This window comes from Paenibacillus sp. FSL F4-0243, from assembly GCF_037963295.1.
Classification (GTDB): Bacteria; Bacillota; Bacilli; order Paenibacillales; family Paenibacillaceae; genus Paenibacillus_AQ.
This window is the reverse complement of sequence record NZ_CP150151.1, coordinates 6,684,413-6,705,133: the sequence shown is the minus strand read 5'-3', so window position 1 is coordinate 6,705,133 and position 20,721 is coordinate 6,684,413. Positions and strand designations below refer to the sequence as shown.

Genomic DNA, 20,721 nt, shown 5'->3' with positions numbered 1-20,721 from the left:
TACTAAAACCATGCAAGAGATGGTTAAATAGAAGCAGCTAACATACTCAAACAGCTGGACCCTTGATGGTGGGCAGCTGTTTTTTGTTTGAGTATTTTTATTTATGGTCGAGCAATTTCTCCCACTCGGTTAAGATGATATTCTCTGAGAGATGCTTCAAATGTTCAGGAACCTCTACATGGCACATCAATTCCAGGCTGTTGCCGTCCGGGTCGTTGAAGTACACAGAAGCATTCCCTTGATAAGCTCGAATAAAAGGCTCAACGGAAGTTCGATTACGGAACGGAACAGCCTCTACCCCAATGGATTCCAGCCATTGCAGTGATTGCTTCAGATCCTCATAAGTTACGCGGAAGGCAATATGCCGTAAAGATGGGTGGTATGGCGTTGCTACTTCCTTTCCTTCCCAAATGCCGATCCAACTCCGACCTTCCTCCATCCAGAAGAACGCAGTTTCCTCATCCCGCCAGGCCATTTTTAATCCCAATTTCTCATAAAATTCGATAGATACCTCAAGATTACTTACTGGTAAATGTGCTTCGTATAGTCCTTTTATCATATTCTCGTCTCCTCGTGCAGGCTTAGCCTGAATTTTATCAATAACTACCAATTTCTTTCATGTATTAGTTCCCATTCTTTCCAGGGTACCATTCCTAGCTCAGGTCTGGGTGAATCAGGCAGTATAGATAGGAACTCTAAGGAATGACCATCTGGATCACTGAAATACACGGATACGGCTGGCATCCAGCCAAATACATACAATTGTCCCTTATCATCATCGAGGAAGTTGGAGGCTTCAATCCCCTTGGCCTTCAGGTAGGATACTGACTGCTTCAAATCCTCAAGCGTTACTTGAAAAGCAAAGTGCTGACGCACAACCTCGGAAGGTGCCTTCTCCCAAATCCCCAGCATGGCCTGATTACGATCTTCTCCAATCCAGTAAAATCGCCGCTTGCGACCTTCAGTATTCTCCGAATGTGCTAAGGGTAGTCCCAGAACATGTTCATAGAAATGAGCAGATTGTTCAAGGTTAGTCACGTTCAGATGGGTTTCAAACAGTCCTTTGATCATAGGGCGGCACCTGTCGGGCTATTGATTTTGCGAGCTAAATTTAGGAATGATTCTAAGACTAGGCGAATGCGATCTTCAATTTCTTGACCGCCCTCGTACCCGTCGTATTCAACCTCGAACCGCTTGCGCTGCATCCCGCCGATGGAGATCCAGTCTGGCGTATTAATCCCATGTAGATTGCGTACAACCGCCTGCAATTGAAGCAATGAGCTTACACCTACAGCTCCACCTGCAGAGCTAGCGCACAATACCACTTTGCCGTTGAAGTGCGTCTGGCCTAGATGGTCGAGAGCATTTTTCATCACGCCGCTCATGGAACCGTGGTATTCCGGGGTAATCAGGATGATTGCGTTCGCAGTTAGCATCTCTTGATGGAGGGCGCTTAGATGCTCATGCTCCGCGTAAGACTCATCTGGTGAATAAAAGGGCAGTGGGCGTTTATGGAGATTAAACAGGGTGACTTGTTCGCCTTGCTGATTAATAAAATGTGCGGCATGCTCTGCCAACTTCGTGCTGGTCGCTTCTTTTCGATTGCTGCCTGTCAGGATCATGACTTTCATCTGTATCCACTCCTATAAGGTTGATTGCTATAAACCAATGATAGCTGAATCGACATTTGTTGACGTCAGCACATGGAATGAACCTGCATAATAAAAACGCTCAGCCATTGTGCTGAGCGTCTAAGACTATAGTTGTAGATGGGCTGTGGCGCTATGAGTTGTAGCCGCTTTTCAATGCAAAAATGGCAGCTTGAGTCCGATCTGATAAGTTCAGCTTTCCCAGTACATGACTGACATGTGTCTTAACAGTCTTCTCGGTGATGACCAGCTTACTGGCAATCTCTTTGTTGCTCATACCTAGTGCAATGAGGTCTAACACTTCCTGCTCTCGTGGAGTAAGAAGCTCAGATCCGGTGATTGTAACCGATGTAGTACTGGATCCATTCAGATCTGAGTTGCTAACATTCAGTTGTTCTGGTGTAGAAGCTGCCATTAGATTCATCAGTTGACTGGCAGCTGCGGAATGCAGCTCAACTTGACCACTGTGTACCTTGCGGATGGCGACTACCAGCGCTTCTGGTTCTATGTCTTTTAGCAAATACCCTTTGATCCCTACGCGGATAGCAGGGAGTACATGGTCCTGATCTGAAAAGGAGGTCAACACAATGATTTTGACCTGTGGATGGGAGACCCGCAGTTGTTTAGCCGTCTCGATGCCGTCCATAACGGGCATGTGCAAATCCATTAATATGATATCCGGCTGGAGCTCAGCCGTTCTCTCTAGTGCCTCGCGGCCGTTCGACGCTTCTCCGATAACCTTGATGTCCGGTTGTGTCGAGAGAAACACTTGTAGCCCTCGACGAACCATTGCATGATCGTCAACCAGTAATAAACCTATTGTCATTTGTGATCACCCGACTTCATGTGGATTGGAGGGGCAAAGGGATGGTTACCTCAACCGTTGTGCCTTGGTGCTCCTCACTGTGGATCTGAATATGGCCGTAGAGCGCCTCGGCTCTTTCCTTCATAATATGCAGGCCGAGGGATTCATTGGTGTCTGTGTTACAGCGCCGTTTGGCACCACCCTTGCCCTGATCGGCAATGCTCAGTATCACCTCGGTAGCGTTCAAAAATAGAGATACTTCAGCTTTAGAAGCACCGGAGTGCTTTCGTACATTATTAAGTGCTTCTTGACCAATGCGCAGCAGTCCTTCTTCCACATTGCGGGGAAGTTCGAGTACACCGCTGCGTTGAGTCTGTATCAACAGCCCTAGTTGCTGACCATGAGTCTGCAGCGCGGTCAATAACCCGGCTTCCAGTCCTGCAGGACGAAGCTGCATAATTAAAGCACGCATTTCTTTGAGTGCAGATTGAGAGAGCTCTTGAATATCGCGGACAGCCTCAGCTGCCGGATGGGAGGTATGCTCTTGCTGCAGCATGCTTTCTACACCTTTGGCCGTCATCGAGAGGGAGAACAGAATCTGGTTCACCGAGTCGTGGAGGTCACGGGCCAGTCGATTCCGCTCGTCCAGACGCGCGATTTCGCGGCGCTTCTCTCCGAGCTGTACACTTTCCAGTGTAGCTGAAATATGCTCAGCAATCGCTTCGAGTACTTCTCCATCTGCGGTTGCGGAGGCGAGTGCTTTAGGCGAGGTGATGAGTAGAATGGCTGAACCATGTGCAGTAATCTGCCGAAAGGGGACGGCAAGCATTACAACTCGCTCTGTAACAGGCTGTTCGGAACAGCATGAGTTCGTAATTTCCTGTTCTTCGTCAGAGGTTAATGTTGCGAAGCGCTGTCCTTTTGCAATATCCCTTAGACGATTCTTAAAGGAATCCGAGAGCTCAAAAGGAGCTAATTCAGGTGTTATATTAGCTGCATGAGCAGCTGCATGTACTTCGAATTTGCCCGCGTGTTGTCCAATGATCGCTGCAAAAGGCCAATCGAAATATTGACCAATCAGGGCGGTGGTTTTCTCCACCAGAATGCTTGGGGAGATGCATTCACTAGCCGTTATATTCAAAGCAGCGCTGAATTCCCCTAATTTGGCGTACAGATTGGCACGGCGCTGCTCGGTGCTATATAACTGCATGCGTTCAATGGCACTGCCAATTTGCAGGGCCACGGATTGTAGCAGAGCCAGCTCACTGTCGGGGTAATGTGCTTTGCCCGGTGCAGCTACATTCATAAGTCCTAGGTAGCGATCGCCTGAATGCAGTGGGATAGTGGCGTGGTGGGTGATCCCTAATGTATCGCCCCAGTTATTTTGCCTGGCATTACTCAGCCGCTTGCAGTTTAGAATGTTAACAGCATGCTCTAGCCGTCCGTCCCATAGGCGGTCTAAGCACCAGCAGCTTCCACACTGCATCGGCTGTTTATTGTCCCGCTGCAGCGCTGGCGGTAAACCCCGATCTGCGGCGAATTCATACTCCATTTTCTCTTCGCTCAGGAAGATCCAGCCTGCCGTATTTCCTGTTAGATCTAACAGCTTACCCATAACTGTATCGAGCATCGGTTTGAGCTCATTGGAACTGTTTAAGGTCTCCGCAATCGTCTTGAGCGTCAATAACTCGTGGATTCCGGTTTCTTCCGGCATGAGGTTCTCCCCTTTAGATTAATTACGTTCTATCTATTGTAACGTAGAATGCTTCATTCATTCTAATATTTATGTAATCATGAAGCGACAAAAAAGGTGGACCCTTAAGATCTGGTATGACCTTAGAGAACCACCTAAATAAATTCGTTAATTTACAGCTGCAGGGGTAGTGGAAGGCACGCTGTGTTCTACATCATCGTGCTGAATCAGTCCATGTTTCTCCCAAGCTCGACTCTTCCAGCGGAAATACATAATGACAGCTCTTGTCCACTCATCAGCCGCAGTGGCAATCCACACACCGGCTAATCCTAGGTTAAGCTGGAATACCAGAAAATAGCCAAGGGGTAAGCTCATGCAGACCATGGAGATCAGTCCCATATATACTGGGAACTTCGCATCGCCCGAGGCGCGTAGTGAGTTAATGATGACCAAATTAGTTGTGCGCCCGGTCTCTAGGAAGAAACTAAGCAGTATAACCTGAGCCCCCATCAGAATAATGTTCTCGTTGTCTGTGAAGAGGCCGAATAGTGGTACCCGGAAGACGATCACAAGAGCATCTATTACTACTGTGACCAGAAGTGCCCACTTCACACTGGTGAATACACGCGTATAGGCCTCCTTGGGGCGCCTAGCTCCCACCAGATGTCCTACGATAATGGAGGTTCCCATGGAGACGGCTACACTGAATAAATAAATATAATTGGAAATGTTGAGCGCGTATTGACGAGTGGCCATAGCCTCGGCGCCCAGATAGGTAATATACAGCGTGAATACGAGCTGACAAGATTGATAAATAATCGATTCAAACGCGGACGGGATGCCGATTTTGAGAATTTGCTGCACATATTTTTTGGAAAGATGAATGTAGTAGGTTAACTTTACCCGTACCTCCATCACTCTGTAGAGCAGTAAGAAGAAAATAATAAGACAGATAAACCGACTGACAACCGTTGAGATAGCTGCACCTTCGACACCTAACGCTGGAAGTCCAAAATGACCATAGATGAGTAAGTAGTTACCCACCACGTGAATGATGTTCATCAGCAAGGATACGACCATCGTCTGTTTAGTGAAACCGTGCGTACGGATTGTGGTCGCCAGAGCATTGATTAATGCTTGGAGAAAAATACCGCCCCCGACAATATGAATATAGGATTTAGCGTAAACGAGAATGTCCCCTTTTACATTCAGGGCAGTTAGTAGAGTCCCTCCGAATATCAGCAAAAATGTACTTAGGAGAATTCCTACTAACAGGTTTAGAGTAATGGCATTGCCGGTCACTTGAGCGGCTTCCAGAGGTTTTTTGGAACCGAGGTATTGGGAGACTACAATCGCTGCGCCGTTACCAATTACACTGAGAACTAAAATAGCCATCGCGATAATCTGATTCGCTGCGCCAACACCCGATACGGCATCGTCCGATACGGAGCTGATCATAAAAGTATCCACACTGCCCATGAGCATAAATAGGAACAGTTCCAGGAATATCGGCCAAGTTAGTTTTACAAGGTTAAATTCTTGGTGATTATTGTGCTTCATTGTACACCTTCTTACATCATGATTAAATTGCTGTTATTCCATAAACAAACTGTAATGTTAGCACAGCTTTCATGAAAATGCAGTACTTTTACAAAAATATGACAAAAGGTTGTTAATGTCTGCAAAGATAAAGCTGGCAGCAGCACATTAGTATCCTCCAGGTAACTACATCACAATAAAGTGCCTACTTCCCTTAAAGGATGTAAGGATCTACAATTTGTACATGACTTACTAAAATATATTAACAAGGAGTGCAAATAAATATGAAATTGCAATTAGCATTGGATCTAGTGGATATTGCGGGAGCGAAAGAGATTGTCTCAGAGGTTGCTGAATATATAGATATCGTTGAAATTGGAACACCTATCGTTATTAATGAAGGCTTGCATGCGGTGAAAGCAATAAAGGAAGCTTTTCCTGCTTTGACAGTATTGGCTGATTTGAAAATCATGGATGCTGGCGGATATGAAGTGATGAAGGCGGTAGAGGCTGGTGCTGATATCGTTACTGTGCTTGGTGTATCTGATGATGCTACCATTCGAGGTGCGGTGGAGGAAGCTAAGAAGACGAATAGACAGATTCTGGTTGATCTGATCAATGTAAAAGATATTAAGTCAAGAGCGGCTGAAGTAGACGCACTTGGCGTAGACTATGTCTGCGTACACTCTGGATATGACCATCAGGCGGAAGGAAAAAATTCTTTTGCAGATTTGAATGCAATTAAAAGTGTGGTTAAACAGGCTAAAACCGCTATCGCTGGGGGTATCAAGCTAAGTACGCTTCCGGAAGTTATTGCAGCGAATCCTGATCTTGTTATCGTTGGCGGAGGCATTACGGGTGAGGCTGATCAAAAGGCCGCAGCGGCAGAGATGAAACGTCTAGTTAACCAGGCTTAAGATTACAATGGACACATTGAAATATGCGCAGCAAATTATAGAGGAGCTTCAGTGCTCCATTTCTCAGCTTGATCAGCAAGAGGCTGAACGAATGGCTGAACTGCTTCTTCAGTCGAATAAGGTATTTGTGGCCGGGGCTGGTAGATCAGGATTGATGGGACGAGCTTTTGCAATGCGACTCATGCATGTCGGTAAAGAAGCGTACGTCGTGGGAGAAACGGTAACTCCGGGTATTGAGCCTGGTGATGTGCTTGTGCTCGGTTCGGGTTCAGGAGAGACTAAGGGGCTGATCTCTATGGCAGAGAAGGCCAAAGGAGTAGGTGCAGAGGTTATTGCCGTTACGATTGCGCCGGACTCGACCGTCGGACGTTTAGCGAGCTATGTAGTGAAGCTGCCGGGATCTACAAAAGATCAGACCAGCGGAGGCTACAGCACGATTCAGCCAATGGCTTCTTTATTCGAACAGACGATGTTAGTCTTTTACGATGCAGTGATTCTGCGGATGATGGAGAAGACGGGGCAGACGACTAAGCAGATGTTCGGCAAGCATGCTAATTTAGAGTGAGAGTACAGAAACGAATGCCTTCCTAGTAAGGAGGTTATTCGTTTTTGTGTTAGTATGACAACAGGAGAGAGGAGGCGCTTTAGTTATGGCGACCGAGATTAAAGATCGCATCAATTTGAAGGAAATTAACTGCGAGAAGGAACTGACGCTTGCGGTGATCGGAGGCAAATGGAAGCTGATAATCCTGTGGCATCTTGGGCTTGAAGGGACAAAGCGGTTCAGTGAGCTGAAGAAGCTAATTCCTCATATCACGCAGAAAATGTTGACCAATCAGCTTCGAGAGCTTGAAGAAGATCAGTTGGTTCTTCGGAAAGTGTATGCCGAGGTTCCTCCAAAAGTAGAGTATTCTCTGACTTCATATGGACAAAGCCTGCTTCCCGTCCTTCGATTGATGTATGATTGGGGTAAGAATTACGGGGAAAACGTGATCTGGAAAGACACGCCGCCGGAAGAAAGATGCTAATCGAATAGACTTTGAACATTAATAATCCCTGAGAGGTCTGAATCGACCTTTTCAGGGATTTTTTGTGTTCAATATGGAGTGACGTGAATTACGATTTAGGCTTTTTGTTCGAACAGCTTGGCGATCTCGACGATTACGTTTACCGCTTTTTCCATGTTGTCAGCAGAGGCGTATTCGAATTTGCCGTGGAAATTTTCGCCCCCCGTGAAAATATTAGGTGTAGGTAAACCCATGTAGGAAAGCTGTGAGCCATCTGTTCCCCCGCGAATCGGGCGGATGATCGGTGTGATGTTCAGATTCTCCATCGCCTCATGGGCAATATCGACAATATGACGCACCGGTTCGATTTTTTCGCGCATGTTGTAATATTGGTCTTTCATTTCAAGCACGATGTTCTCTTCACCATGGATGCTCTTGAATTCATCTACGATGGCAGAAAGAAAGGCTTTACGTGCCTCGAATTTCTCGCGGTCGAAGTCACGAATGATATATTGAAGCTTGCTGAATTCCGGTGTGCCTTCTATGGAGCTAAGGTGGTAGAAGCCATCATAACCGTCTGTGAATTCTGGAGCTTCCTCAGCAGGGAGTCTAAGGTGGAGCGCCATAGCGATTTTTGCGGAATGAATCATTTTTCCTTTGGCAGTACCAGGATGTACATTGACGCCGTAAACCGAGATTTTGGCTGATGCAGCATTAAAGCTTTCATACTCTAGTTCACCGAGTGGGCCTCCGTCCACAGTGTAAGCATAGGAAGCATTAAAAGCAGCTACGTCAAATTTATGAGGTCCGCGGCCGATTTCTTCGTCCGGTGTGAAGGCAACTCTAATCTTGCCATGTTTGATTTCTGGATGCTGAAGAAGGTAATTCATAGCTGTCATAATCTCGGCAATACCGGCTTTATTGTCTGCGCCAAGCAGGGTGGTACCATCGGTTGTAATTAATGTATGGCCTTTATATTCTGCCAGCTCTGGGAAGCTCGCTTTAGACAATACAACATTTAATTCTTTGTTCAGAAGAATATCTTTGCCATCGTAGTTCTCCACGATCTGTGGCTTTACATTTGTTCCTGTGAAATCAGTTGCTGTATCGAGATGCGCTAAAAAACCAATGGTCGGAACATCCTTCTCCGTATTGGCTGGGAGTGTAGCCATGACATACCCATGCTCGTCCACCTGCACTTCATCCATGCCGATCTCCTTGAGCTCTTCGACCAGCTTGTGAGCCAGCACCATCTGCCCCGGAGTGGACGGACAAGTTTCATTATCCTCGTTCGATTGGGTATCCATTTGAGCATACGAAATAAACCGTTCTATAACCTCTTTTTTCACTGTGGGTCATCTCCTCATTACTGTTGTATCTATATAGTATCACTTTCCATATCCGGTCTCATCCCTGAGGAGGAAGATTAAGAGTTAAGATTAGCTTTAATGAGGCGATATTTCTTTCTTTACTAGCTTCGCTGAAAGTAAATACCGGTCCGGTGCTGACCCCACGTATGAAAAAGGATAACAGGTGATCAAGGTAAGAATAGCCTTATCGCTTGGTTTTATTGCGCCGCGTTCAGTCCCGTCTACAATCGTGCTGCCTGTCACTTCATAGGTGAACGTACCGTCCATGCTTTCCAGTTCGATTAGATCTCCTGCGACAAGTTCTCCTAGATTGCGGAATACGGTATCACGGTGTCCAGCAAGCACGCTATTACCGATGGCACCGATGGCTGCGCTACCTATATAGTGTCCAGCTCCTTTTTTTAATTCAGGGCTTTCCGTACCCTCCAGAATAGCCACCTTCTTATTTAAGGTGGGGAAGCGGATTTCTCCAATCACTTCACCCTCTTTATAGGAGGGAGGAGAAGATGGTTGTTCTTTTGAAGAACTGACCATTCCCTTGGGGAGAGGGTTCTCTTCATTTGAAAGGGGGCGGGCGATGGCTTCCTCCCTCTTTTTTGCCCAATCATTTAGGGCCTGCTTGGCCTCGATGGGTGCTTTGACGACTTGGACGATCGAATAAATCAGCACAACTAAAGAGAGTATGAAGATTAGCTTCACGGTTAATAAAACACCATTACGCTTCTTCATACTCTCTCCTCCAGACTTATATTACTAAATGTTATTCTTTCTTCGATTTCAATCTGCGCATGATGATCACGCTGAGTACCGCAATAGCTAAGCTGGCCAGAATTAAGTTATACCAAGGCTCGGCGGTATTTGGAAGCTCGTTGCCTGCCTCTGGTGCTCCCAAAGGAATGTCGCCGTCAGGTAAGGCTACCTCATCGCTTGGCTGAGGTGTTGCACTGGTGGTTTGACTACCAGCACCTGGTGACGCTGCAGGTGTAGGCTCATTACTGCTTCCGCCCATTGGAATCGGTTCTTCAGTAACGCTTATTTCATCGACTGCAGGCGGTGAAGCCGTAGGTGTAGGCGATGGTGTTGCTGTTGCTGTTGGAGGCACTGACTGACCTGGTGTTACGACAGCTGTAGGTGAGGCAGTAGTCGTTGGTGAATCCGTAGGTGTTGTGGTTGGTGCAACCGTAGGTGACGGTGAAGCTTCAGGTGTAGCTGCTGGTGTTTCAGTAGGTGTTTCAGTAGGTGTTGTAGTAGGTTCAGTTGTTGCTGTTGCTGTTGCTGTAGGTGATGGATCAGGTGTAGGTGCAACCGTCGCTGTTGGCGTAGGCGTTGAAGTAGGCTCGGTGGTTGGACCTGGTTCTCCGGAAGCGGAGAATTCAAAAGCTACGGTCGTGGCCTTCCCTTGATATTCGTTGCCGGCTTCCCATGGGAAGGTTACATCCATTTGAATTACACTCTTCTCTCCTCCAGCAAGTGAACCGATGGTTACTCTGCCAGCAGCCTCACTCATCACTCCCGAATAGATGATTACTCCCTCTTTTTCGAGTGTCATTTGGAGAATATTGTACAACTCTACGTCTCCAGAGATGAATTTAAAGTCCACAAAGTAATCAAAGCCTTCTGTGCCATCATTAATAATCGTGTACTCTGAGCTCATTTCGTCACCGGGCTTCATATTGTTCATGGTGGCTGTGCTCGTGGTATGAGAATTCACAGTAAGCTTAATGGTATCCTGAGCGCTTACCCCTCCAGCGTGCCATATTACTCCTACCAGAATAATCAGAACGTAAGCAGCTATGAAGACCGAATGGTATTTCTTCTTCACTTTCTTTGCTCCTTTCTCCTGAGCCCATTGTAGCTGTTGAAAAACAAAATCTGCGGGCTTCCGGCAAAATCCTCCGTTTTAAACGATTATTCCATTCTACATTGTCGAAATAAGTGGTATTGTGAAGTACCACTCTTTCATTTGTGGGGGGAATCTCTCTGAATGAACGGAGAAAGAGGGCATAGCCAAAATACAAATCGTTCGTTATAGCGAATATATAAAGTATAATCAAAATGATATCCAAAGAAAAATGATGTATTACAACTAATTAGATCATATTTGCTTAAATAGTAAGTATATGGTCTCTTTATCTGTTGATTTCTCTCTATATCTCTTTATTTTTATGTTTTTTACTATCTTAGTAGTGTTTTATTAAGAACGGTTTCGAAAACAAAACAAAAAAGGCAAGACGCATATCTGAAACGGGAGAATTCCCGATACTCAGATAACGTCCTGCCTTGTTAAGACTGCAATCTTACAGTTCTTTCATAGCCTCAGCTACAATTTCATAGGAACGAAGACGAGCTTCATGATCATAAATCCCTGCGGAGATAATCAATTCATCTGCTTGTGTCTCTTTCAGAATGTCTTGAAGTCGTTCTTTAATCGCTGCTTTATCGCCAGAGAAAGAATAACGCTGCTTATCGAGCATGATTGCTTTTTCTTGTACCGTCCATAGCCCATCCATACTCTCAACGGGTGGTTGTAACTTGCCTGTACGCCCGCGGATGATATTGAGGAACTGCTGCTGCTGCGAGGTAGCTAGCTTTCTTGCCTCATCTACAGTATCGGCTGCTGTAACCCCTAGTCCGACCATAACATAAGGTTTGTCTAGTACTTCTGATGGACGGAAATTACTGTGGTATATGTGCAGCGCCTGAAGTAAATACTCAGGTGCAAAATGGCTGGCAAAGGCAAAAGGTAACCCTAGCTTGGCTGCTAGCTCAGCACTAAAGCCGCTGGAGCCTAAGAGCCAGATGGGAACATTTAAGCCTTCCCCAGGAACCGCGCGTACTCCAGCTGGGCGCGATCCTGCTCCTGCAGGGTCGAAGTAAGCTCTTAGCTCACTTAGCTGCTCAGGGAATTCACTGCCATCGCTTCCGAGCCCGCGACGCAGCGCACGGGAAGCTGGTTGATCAGATCCGGGTGCTCTGCCCAGTCCAAGATCGATCCGTCCCGGATATAGAGATTCGAGAGTCCCGAACTGTTCGGCAATAACAAGTGGTGCGTGGTTGGATAGCATAATGCCACCAGAGCCAACACGTATACTTTGGGTGCCACCAGCAATATGTCCGATCAAGAGTGAGGTAGCAGAGCTGGCAACTCCGATCATATTATGATGTTCAGCGAACCAATACCGATGATAGTCCCACTTCTCAGCGTTCCGAGCTAAATCTAGAGAGTTATGAAAAGAGTCTGCCGCGGTCCCTCCTTCCACAATAGAAGCCAGGTCCAGTACGGAGAATCGAATGTCACGAGGTTGTTTCAATGTTATCCCTCCTATAATAAATGCTCTATGCTCATAGAGCAGTATTTGTAGCTACGAATATCGCTACTCGGATAGTATACCATGTAATAAAACTATATACACACTTTAAGTAAGTTGTTTATCTTCCGAGTGAAGAAAGAGGAGGAGAAGATGAATTTTTTAAAATAATGTAAGCGCTTCAAAAATTATATTGTTATTTCCAATCGGGCTTGCTATAATCACATCGAAAAGTTCCCTAAAAAAGGAAGTTATCATTATGAAGCCAACCATAAGAGATGTTGCCAGAATGGCCGAGGTGTCGATTAGCACAGTGTCACGTGTTATGAATGCACCGAATTCGGTAGTGGAGAGCAAACGGAATCGAGTGATGGAGGCTGTAGAACGATTGCGGTATCAACCTAATTCATTTGCACGTGGTCTGATTTACAAGAAGTCCTTTACACTGGGCCTGCTTATTCCCGATATTGAGAACCTGTATTTCGCAGGGGTGATTCGGGGGATGCAGGATGCTTGCATCAAGCTTGGGTATAGTCTAATGATCTGCAATACGGACCGCGACAAAGAACGACTACTGTCCTATATTGATAACTTCCATGAGAAGCAGGTGGATGGAATTGTATTCGCCAGTGATTTTCTTTACCCTGAGTATCATGACAAATTGGTCGGTTGTAGAATTCCATTTGTGCTAGTGTCGTCACATTCCGATGAGTTCGACATTCCAAGTGTGGAGGTGGATGATGAAGCGGCTGCCTATGATGCGGTAAAGTTCCTGATTGATTTAGGTCATAAAGATATTGGTATGATTGGTTTTTACCATGATAATTCGGTATCAGGACCACCACGCTATGAAGGGTTTGTAAGAGCACTAACAGAGTCAGGGTTACAGCAGAATATTGTGAAGAGTAAATATGCCAGTCACCGGTTTGAACATGCTTATCAAGCTGCGCATGAACTATTTACAGATTACCCTGAACTAACTGCTGTTTTCTGTGTGGCTGATGAATTCGCGATGGGGACGATTTCTTATCTGAAGGATCGTAATATTCTTGTTCCGGGTCAGGTATCCGTGATTGGGTTTGATAATCTAAGGATGTCGGGTATGTTCATCCCGAAGCTAACTACGATTGCACAGCCAATTTACGAGTTAGGGTATCGTGCGGCCGAGAAGCTGCATGAATTGCTTACAACTGGTGAAGTGCAGGTATTGAATGAGAAGATGGAGCATAAGCTGATTGTGCGGGAATCTACACGAGAAAAATAGGGGTAGTTCACTTTTGTACCACCCTCTGAAAAGCTTTTCAAAATTCAGTGCTCGTCTTAAGCAACATTTGAATATTTGCTTAGACAATAAAAATAATTTTTACTAAAACATTTCAAATACAGATTGGAAACGCTTACTTTATATGATACTATAACAAATGTAAGCGCTACAATTAATTGGAATTTGTGATTCGATTCTTTTTTAGTATAGATCCTTAGATTCTGAAAAGCTTTGCAAGGAGGTGATCTGCTACAAGCTGCTTATACATGCCAGGGTACCGGATGATTGAGTCAGAAGCAATCTCTAAAACCATTAAAGGGGATGTACAAAAGATGAAGAAAACCTCAGGACGTAAAAAGTCATTGGCTTTAGTACTGTGTTTATCCTTCACTATGATGCTGAGCGCATGCGGCGGAGGCAATAACAACAATGCAGCGCCTACAGATCCACCTGCAGCGACTACCAGCCCAACAGCAGATAACACTGAGAAAGCTACAACTGCTCCTAGCACCGAGCCATCGGGATCTCCGCTAGAGCTAGCCATGAAGGGCGACTATAAAGGAACTAAAGTAACGATGTTCGGCCCCTTCGTAGATGCTGACCAAGTGAAATTTGAGAATAGTATTAAAGAGTTTGAAGAGAAGACAGGAATTGATATTCAATACGAGGGCTCAAAAGAGTTCGAAGCTACGATAAACATTCGAGTAGACGGTGGAAATGCTCCGGATATCGCTGATTTCCCGCAGCCGGGACTGCTAGCCTCGATTGCTAAGACTGGCAAGGTTATCGATTTAACTAACGTGCTGGATCAAGCCAAATTGACGGCTAATTACAACAAGAGCTGGCTTGATATGTCTAATATGGACGGGAAAGACGGCAAGATCATGGCGGGGATCTGGAACCGCAGTAACGTAAAGAGCTTGGTCTGGTATCCAAAAAAGCAATTTGATGAAGCAGGCTACAAGGTTCCTGAGACATGGGATGAGATGATGGCTCTGACGGAACAAATTGCGAAAGATGGTGATCCTGCTTGGGCTATTGGAATCGAGAGTGGTGCTGCAACAGGCTGGCCGGCAACAGACTGGGTAGAAAATATAATGCTGCGCACAACTACACCTGAGAACTACGATAAATGGGTAAAAGGTGAGCTGCCATTTACCTCTCCAGAAGTGAAGAATGCAGTTGAAACCATGTCGAAAATTTGGCTCAACAAGGATTATGTCTATGGTGGTGCAAAATCCATCGTGACGACATCGTTCGGGGATGCCCCAGCGCCAATGTTCAATAATCCTCCTAAAGCATGGTTTAATATGCTCGGCAACTTTATTACAAGCTTCTTCCCTGAAACCGCAAAGGTTGATGTAGATTATGATTGGTTCTACCTGCCGCCTATTGATCCTCAATATGGTAAACCAGTGCTAGTTGCTGGCGATATTTACGCGATGTTCAACGATCGTCCTGAAGTTCGTGCAGTTATGGAATTCTTTACTACAGGAGAATCCATTAAGAGCTGGGTGCAATCGGGCGGCGTAATTGCTCCAATGAATGATGCTTCCCTGGATTGGTATACTTCAGAATCCGATCGCCGGATGGCGAAGCTGGTTCAGGATGCTTCCACGCTGCGCTTTGATGGCTCTGACCTGATGCCGGGCAAAGTGGGCGCAGGTACCTTCTGGAAGGGTATGACCGACTACGTAAGTGGTACTGCGACGCTGGATCAGGCGTTGGAACAAATCCAGTCTGGCTGGAACAACTAACCTAATATTGAAAGCACACAGTTAAAAGAGGGGCAGCGAGATTTGAAGGTTCTCTGCCCCTCTTTTTGTTTTCCAAAGCGCGAGTATAGGAGGAGCTGGAGCTAATATGGGTGGACAATCACAACTACAACCACAACCACAAATGAAGCCACAATTGAAAGCCAAGCAGACGGTAAGCCTTAGGGCGGTATTGCTGTCTCTTTTAGTATTAATAGCCAATGTTGTTGTTAATGGCTCAATCTTTTTATTCTTTCGGGATTCCACGCTAAACCCGCTACTAACGGCGGTTCTGGCTGTTCTATGGGGGGTTCTGGGTGTTTATCTGATCTATTACACACTTACCTGGGCAGTCGAGCAATATCCTGATTACGTACGCCGAAAGGTATTGCCTTATATTTTTATTGGTCCGGCAGTGATTATATTGGGGTGGCTATTGGTGCTGCCTGCGCTGCGGACGCTGTATTTAAGCTTTTTCAATGCTTCTTCAGAGAAATTTGTGGGTCTCAGCAACTATGCAGCGATCTTTAGCGACCATCTAATGGCGACGGCACTGCGTAACAACTTACTTTGGGTATTCGTTGGTACACTGGCATGTGTAGCTTTTGGGCTCTTGATTGCAATTCTTGCCGACAGAAGCAGCTATGAGAAGCTAGCTAAATCGATCATTTTTATGCCGATGGCTATTTCTTTTGTAGCCGCAGGCGTTATTTGGAAGTTTGTATATTACTATCAACCCGGCGATGAACAAATTGGACTTTTGAACGCCATCGTTACTTATTTTGGGGGAGAACCACAGGCATGGACGAGTATGCTTCAGCCGTGGAATAACTTTTTCCTCATCATCATTCTGATCTGGATGCAGACCGGATTTGCGATGGTGATATTCTCGGCAGCTATTAAGGGAGTTCCTGACGACATATTGGAAGCTGCACGAGTAGATGGTGCTAATGAGGTGAAGATCTTCTTTGGAATCATGATCCCCTACATTTCAGCAACCATTCTGACTGTGACAACGACCATTATCGTCTTTACATTGAAAATATTTGACGTCGTCATGGTGATGACAGGAGGTCAATACGATACAGAGGTAGTGGCTACACAGTTTTACCGCCAATTCTTTATGTACCGGAATTTCGGTTACGGCTCCACGCTGGCTATTGTTCTGCTGATCGCGGTGTTGCCTGTGATCATAATCAATCTACGTCAGTTCCGTAAGCAAGGGGGATTCTAATGGCCGGGAAAAAGAAGAGAAAAGGCAGCAAGACGATTGTTAATATCGTGCTGGGTGTGATTTGTTTCATTTGGTTGCTTCCGACCCTTGGGCTGTTCATTTCCTCCTTCCGTCCGGCTGCCGATATTTTGCAGACTGGATGGTGGAAAGCTTTTCCTCATCAGGAGTGGAAGGCTGGAGAGACCCTTCAGCTATCGAAGGATGTGGATCTGCGGGAGCCGATCGAGGTAAACGGTAAAACCTATACCGATGAGCAGCTGAAGGCAGGCGTTAAGGCCGATGGCAGTCGTTTGATGTGGGAGAACCGCAGAGCGCGTACCATAAATCAACAGGAACAAGGCTGGAAAATGACACCGGATCTCACATTGGATAACTACAATAACGTGCTCTCGGGCAAGGAATACAAGCTCAAGCAAGCCGATGGCAGTGAAACGGTGCAAAAAGGCACCGGATTGTCGCAAGCCTTCTGGAATACACTGACGATTGCTGTTCCAGCGACGGTCATTCCGGTGTTAATTGCTTCTTTTGCCGCCTATGCTTTTGCTTGGCTACGTTTTCCTGGGCGCCGCACACTTTTTGTCATCATTATCGCTATGCTCGTTATTCCAATACAAGTGGCACTTATTCCAGTGCTTAAAGATTATACGGCTCTTGGACTGAACGGAAGTTACTTGGGCATTTGGCTGGCGCATACGGCCTTTGGATTACCGCTGGTTACCTACTTTATGTATAACTTTATCAGTCAGCTTCCTAAGGATTTGTTTGAGTCAGCTTTTATGGATGGGGCGAGCCATTTCACTATTTTCAGTAGGCTGATTCTACCGTTATCTGTGCCCGCACTGGCTTCTATCGGAATCTTTCAATTCCTATGGGTGTGGAATGACTATTTAGTCTCGCTGATTTTTATCGGCAATCAACCGTCAGTGCAGGTCATGTCGATGAAGATCGCCGACTTAGTAGGCTCACGAGGCAACGACTGGCATTTACTCACCTCGGCTGCATTTATCTCCATGCTGATGCCGCTCGCGATTTTTTTCCTGCTGCAAAAGTATTTCGTCAGAGGGCTTATGGGTGGATCAATAAAAGGTTGATTTGAACATTGCAGGAATTATAAGGATAAAGTATAGCTAATTGAACAAAACTGTGTCAGGAGGAGCATAGAGAGATGAAGATGAAACCATACGTACATCCGGCTGCGGTGTATCCTTACCGGGAGTGGAGTCTTGATGAGGAGACTTATGATGAAGAGAACAATCAAAGAAGCGAAAGTGTATTTGCTCTGGGTAATGGATACATTGGCATGCGCGGTAATTTCGAGGAAGGCTACCATGGCCACTCGGGCTCATCTGTAATAGGGAACTACTTGAATGGATTTTTTGATTCCGAGCCTATTGTGTATCCAGAGGGAGCTTATGGGTATCCTTCCCGCAACCAAGCCATGCTGAACGTGACGGACGCCAAAATTATTGAGCTCAGCATTGAGGGTCATACCTTTCAGTTGAACAGTGGGCAAGTGCACCGTTATGAACGGAAGCTGGATATGCGAAATGGGATCTTGCATCGGCAGGTAGAATGGGAATCTCCTGCCGGACACAGGGTACAGCTGAACATTCGTCGGATGGTGGCCATGCAGCATAAACATTTAGCGGCCATAGATTATGAGGTCAAGGCATTGAATTTTGAGGGAACCCTAACGTTTACTTCATCGATCGATGGTGAGATCCAAAGGCCGGAGGTCACGGATGACCCCCGGCTGGGATCAGGGAGTAAGGAACCCAATTTGCTGCTAGTCGAAACCGGTCATGAGCTCGAGCAGTCCTTTTTGTGGATGAAGCAGAGGACGCGGCATACCGGGTTTGCTCTTTTAACAGGGATAAGTCACAGTCTGAATTGTAGCGCTGGTTATGAAAGGCTCGTGCAGCTAGAAGATCAGCGATTATCCATGCAATGGGTTGTACCAGTGGTGATGGGGGATAGGATCTCCCTGACCAAGTACATTTCGTATCACACTTCTAAGGATTATGCAGAAGAGGAGCTGTTAAGCAGGTGCTTAGAAGTGCAACACTTGGCGGAGAACTGTGGGTTTGAAGCGCTAGTTCATGAACAACGGGCTTTTCTGGATCATTTCTGGGCACATACCGATGTGGAGATTCAGGGCGATCTTGCGCTTCAACAGGGTATCCGTTTTAATGCTTTTCAATTGCTGCAATCCGTAGGACGTGACGGGGTTACGAACATCGGGGCCAAGGGCCTGACGGGTGAAGGATACGAAGGTCACTATTTCTGGGATACTGAGATGTATATGATACCCTTCTTTACATTTACACAGCCGGAGATTAGCCGGAAGCTACTCGAGTTTCGTTATGCTACGTTAGATAAGGCACGGGAACGGGCAGCAGTGATGTCTCAGAAGGGAGCACTGTATCCTTGGCGCACCATAGACGGGGCTGAGAACTCTTCCTATTTTCCGGCAGGAACAGCACAAATGCATATTAACGCGGATATTGCCTATGCCATTAAACAGTATGTGCGGGCAACTGGCGATTATGAGTTTCTGGTCCTGGAGGGGGCGGAAATGATATTCGAGACCTCCCGCTTTTGGGTGGATCTGGGTCATTTTAATCCGGCCAGAGAGGGTGCGTTCTGTATTGACGCAGTAACAGGTCCCGATGAGTATACAGCTATCGTTAACAATAATGCATACACTAATCTTATGGTACGGGATCAACTCTATTATGCATATGAGATAGCTAGACTGTTAGGAAAGCAGTATCCGGAGGATTTTGAACGTCTGAAGGGCAAGATTGGTCTGACTGAGGAAGAGCCTGGTGATTGGCTGGTCGCCGCAGAAAAAATGTATGTCCCTTTTGATGAGGAGCTTGGCATCTATGCTCAGGATGATACGTTTCTGACTAAGAAGAAGTGGGACTTTGAACATACGCCAGCGGATAAATATCCACTTCTGCTTCATTACCATCCGTTGGTGATTTACCGTCATCAGGTGCTCAAACAGGCAGATCTGGTGATGGCCATGTTTCTGTTAGGTGATCAGTTCAGCTTGGCGGACAAGATCCGCAATTACAATTATTATGAGCCGCTAACGACACATGATTCTTCTTTGTCACCGTGCATTCACAGTATTATTTCTGCTGAGATTGGTGATTTAACGGGGGCATACGCCTATTTTGACCGCACGGTACGGATGGATTTAGATGATATTAACCGCAATGTGAAGGACGGGCTGCATACTGCTGCTATGGCAGGATCTTGGCTATCGATTGTGAATGGGTTTGGTGGGATGCGCTTATGTGGCGGTATGCTATCCTTTAATCCTGCCTTGCCAGCACAATGGGGCAGCTATCGGTTTAAAATAACAAGCGGTGGGCATTTATTGGATATTTATGTTGATAGTAAGGTAGTGATCTATACACTACTGACAGGTGAAGTGGTTGAAATTCTACATAAAGGGAGCCTTGTGCAGTTAACTGTAAAGAAGCCGGTGTCTCTTTCAAATGTGAAGCAGCTTGAAGCTGTTATTTTCGAGCTGGACGGGATTATTACCGATTCTAGTGAGTATCATTATCTGGCCTGGAAAGCCTTAGCCGATGAGCTGGCGATTTCTTTTGATAGAGAGAAGCATGTACGTCTGAAGGGCCATAGTCGAATGGAATGTTTAGAGATTCTACTGGAGGGAAGCGGTCTGAATTTACCCCAACCGGTAAAAGGAATGCTCTGCAACAAAAAGAACGAAAAGTATAAACAGCTGATTCAACAAATGACACCGGATGATTTGCACCCGGGTATCCATAGTCTTCTGACCGATTTGAAGAAAAAGCGAATCCCTGTCGGACTGGCTTCCGTTAATGAGAATGCAATGCTGATTCTTGAACGATTGAAGATCGGGCGCTTGTTTCAGGCGATTGCTGACCCTAAAAACATCCGTATGGGCAAGCCAGATCCGGAAATTTATTTACAGGTTACCGAGATGCTGGGCATATCACCTGACTGCTGCGTAGCTATCGAAGATACAGCGGAGGGGATAGCTGCCAGCAAAGCCGCTGGTATGAGGTCCGTTGGAGCCGGAAGTCCATCCTTGAAAGAGAGTGCTGAGCTCTGGTTTCCTTCTACCGCGGAGTTACATGTAGAGGAATTGGTGCAGCTGTTCAAATAATGAAAAGTGG

The 20,721-nt window shown here is 46.1% G+C and carries 18 protein-coding genes; 8 read left to right on the top strand and 10 right to left on the bottom strand.

Annotated elements, in window-relative coordinates; translation table 11 throughout:
- Positions 1 to 97: 97 nt before the first annotated feature.
- The 6 genes from NSS87_RS29680 to NSS87_RS29655 form a co-directional block, all read right to left on the bottom strand.
- Positions 98 to 559, bottom strand: coding sequence for a VOC family protein (locus NSS87_RS29680; protein WP_339243925.1), 462 nt, complete (start codon positions 557 to 559; stop codon positions 98 to 100).
- A 44-nt stretch (positions 560 to 603) separates the two neighbouring features.
- A complete protein-coding gene (locus tag NSS87_RS29675; protein ID WP_339243924.1) occupies positions 604 to 1,071 on the bottom strand; it encodes a VOC family protein in 468 nt (155 codons plus the stop codon).
- Complete coding sequence (locus NSS87_RS29670; protein ID WP_042192735.1) at positions 1,068 to 1,631, bottom strand: NADPH-dependent FMN reductase; 564 nt, start codon at positions 1,629 to 1,631, stop codon at positions 1,068 to 1,070. Before NSS87_RS29670 ends, NSS87_RS29675 begins: the two co-directional genes overlap by 4 nt.
- A gap of 151 nt (positions 1,632 to 1,782) precedes the next feature.
- A complete protein-coding gene (locus NSS87_RS29665; RefSeq protein ID WP_042192733.1) occupies positions 1,783 to 2,475 on the bottom strand; it encodes a response regulator transcription factor in 693 nt (230 codons plus the stop codon).
- A 16-nt stretch (positions 2,476 to 2,491) separates the two neighbouring features.
- Positions 2,492 to 4,168, bottom strand: a complete 1,677-nt coding sequence (locus NSS87_RS29660; RefSeq protein ID WP_339243923.1) for a GAF domain-containing sensor histidine kinase — start codon at positions 4,166 to 4,168, stop codon at positions 2,492 to 2,494.
- A gap of 147 nt (positions 4,169 to 4,315) precedes the next feature.
- Positions 4,316 to 5,707, bottom strand: coding sequence for an MATE family efflux transporter (locus NSS87_RS29655; RefSeq protein WP_042192729.1), 1,392 nt, complete (start codon positions 5,705 to 5,707; stop codon positions 4,316 to 4,318).
- A 263-nt stretch (positions 5,708 to 5,970) separates the two neighbouring features.
- Here NSS87_RS29655 and hxlA point away from each other — a divergent pair, with 263 nt between their 5' ends.
- The 3 genes from hxlA to NSS87_RS29640 all read left to right on the top strand — a co-directional run bounded on the left by hxlA (position 5,971) and on the right by NSS87_RS29640 (position 7,631).
- Entirely contained in the window at positions 5,971 to 6,603 is a 633-nt protein-coding gene (hxlA, locus tag NSS87_RS29650; RefSeq protein ID WP_042192727.1) for a 3-hexulose-6-phosphate synthase, read from the top strand.
- 7 nt (positions 6,604 to 6,610) lie between these two features.
- Complete coding sequence (hxlB, locus tag NSS87_RS29645; RefSeq protein ID WP_042192725.1) at positions 6,611 to 7,168, top strand: 6-phospho-3-hexuloisomerase; 558 nt, start codon at positions 6,611 to 6,613, stop codon at positions 7,166 to 7,168.
- A gap of 85 nt (positions 7,169 to 7,253) precedes the next feature.
- A complete protein-coding gene (locus NSS87_RS29640) occupies positions 7,254 to 7,631 on the top strand; it encodes a helix-turn-helix domain-containing protein (protein ID WP_036682121.1) in 378 nt (125 codons plus the stop codon).
- Between the two features lie 95 nt (positions 7,632 to 7,726).
- On the opposite strand, the gene pepT is transcribed toward NSS87_RS29640, so the two are convergent.
- The 4 genes from pepT to NSS87_RS29620 all read right to left on the bottom strand — a co-directional run bounded on the left by pepT (position 7,727) and on the right by NSS87_RS29620 (position 12,291).
- Positions 7,727 to 8,959: a peptidase T gene (pepT, locus tag NSS87_RS29635; protein ID WP_042192723.1), complete on the bottom strand. Its 1,233-nt coding sequence runs from the start codon at positions 8,957 to 8,959 to the stop codon at positions 7,727 to 7,729.
- Positions 8,960 to 9,055: 96 nt separating this feature from the next.
- Positions 9,056 to 9,709, bottom strand: a complete 654-nt coding sequence (locus NSS87_RS29630; RefSeq protein WP_052404454.1) for a sortase — start codon at positions 9,707 to 9,709, stop codon at positions 9,056 to 9,058.
- A gap of 31 nt (positions 9,710 to 9,740) precedes the next feature.
- Positions 9,741 to 10,802, bottom strand: coding sequence for a hypothetical protein (locus NSS87_RS29625; protein WP_339243920.1), 1,062 nt, complete (start codon positions 10,800 to 10,802; stop codon positions 9,741 to 9,743).
- 475 nt (positions 10,803 to 11,277) lie between these two features.
- On the bottom strand, positions 11,278 to 12,291 hold the full coding sequence (locus NSS87_RS29620; RefSeq protein WP_081951237.1) for an LLM class flavin-dependent oxidoreductase: 1,014 nt from the start codon (positions 12,289 to 12,291) through the stop codon (positions 11,278 to 11,280).
- A gap of 256 nt (positions 12,292 to 12,547) precedes the next feature.
- On the opposite strand from NSS87_RS29620, the gene NSS87_RS29615 reads away from it, so the two are divergent.
- The 5 genes from NSS87_RS29615 to pgmB all read left to right on the top strand — a co-directional run bounded on the left by NSS87_RS29615 (position 12,548) and on the right by pgmB (position 20,711).
- Complete coding sequence (locus NSS87_RS29615; protein ID WP_042192717.1) at positions 12,548 to 13,552, top strand: LacI family DNA-binding transcriptional regulator; 1,005 nt, start codon at positions 12,548 to 12,550, stop codon at positions 13,550 to 13,552.
- Between the two features lie 332 nt (positions 13,553 to 13,884).
- Positions 13,885 to 15,309: an ABC transporter substrate-binding protein gene (locus NSS87_RS29610; RefSeq protein WP_076285069.1), complete on the top strand. Its 1,425-nt coding sequence runs from the start codon at positions 13,885 to 13,887 to the stop codon at positions 15,307 to 15,309.
- Positions 15,310 to 15,451: 142 nt separating this feature from the next.
- Positions 15,452 to 16,540, top strand: a complete 1,089-nt coding sequence (locus NSS87_RS29605; RefSeq protein WP_042194677.1) for a sugar ABC transporter permease — start codon at positions 15,452 to 15,454, stop codon at positions 16,538 to 16,540.
- The gene (locus NSS87_RS29600; protein WP_094868352.1) at positions 16,540 to 17,631 is read left to right on the top strand and encodes a carbohydrate ABC transporter permease; all 1,092 of its coding nucleotides are present in this window, start codon (positions 16,540 to 16,542) and stop codon (positions 17,629 to 17,631) included. The genes NSS87_RS29605 and NSS87_RS29600 overlap by 1 nt, the downstream gene beginning before the upstream one ends.
- A gap of 74 nt (positions 17,632 to 17,705) precedes the next feature.
- Positions 17,706 to 20,711, top strand: coding sequence for a beta-phosphoglucomutase (pgmB, locus tag NSS87_RS29595; protein ID WP_339243917.1), 3,006 nt, complete (start codon positions 17,706 to 17,708; stop codon positions 20,709 to 20,711).
- The last annotated feature ends 10 nt before the right edge of the window (positions 20,712 to 20,721 follow it).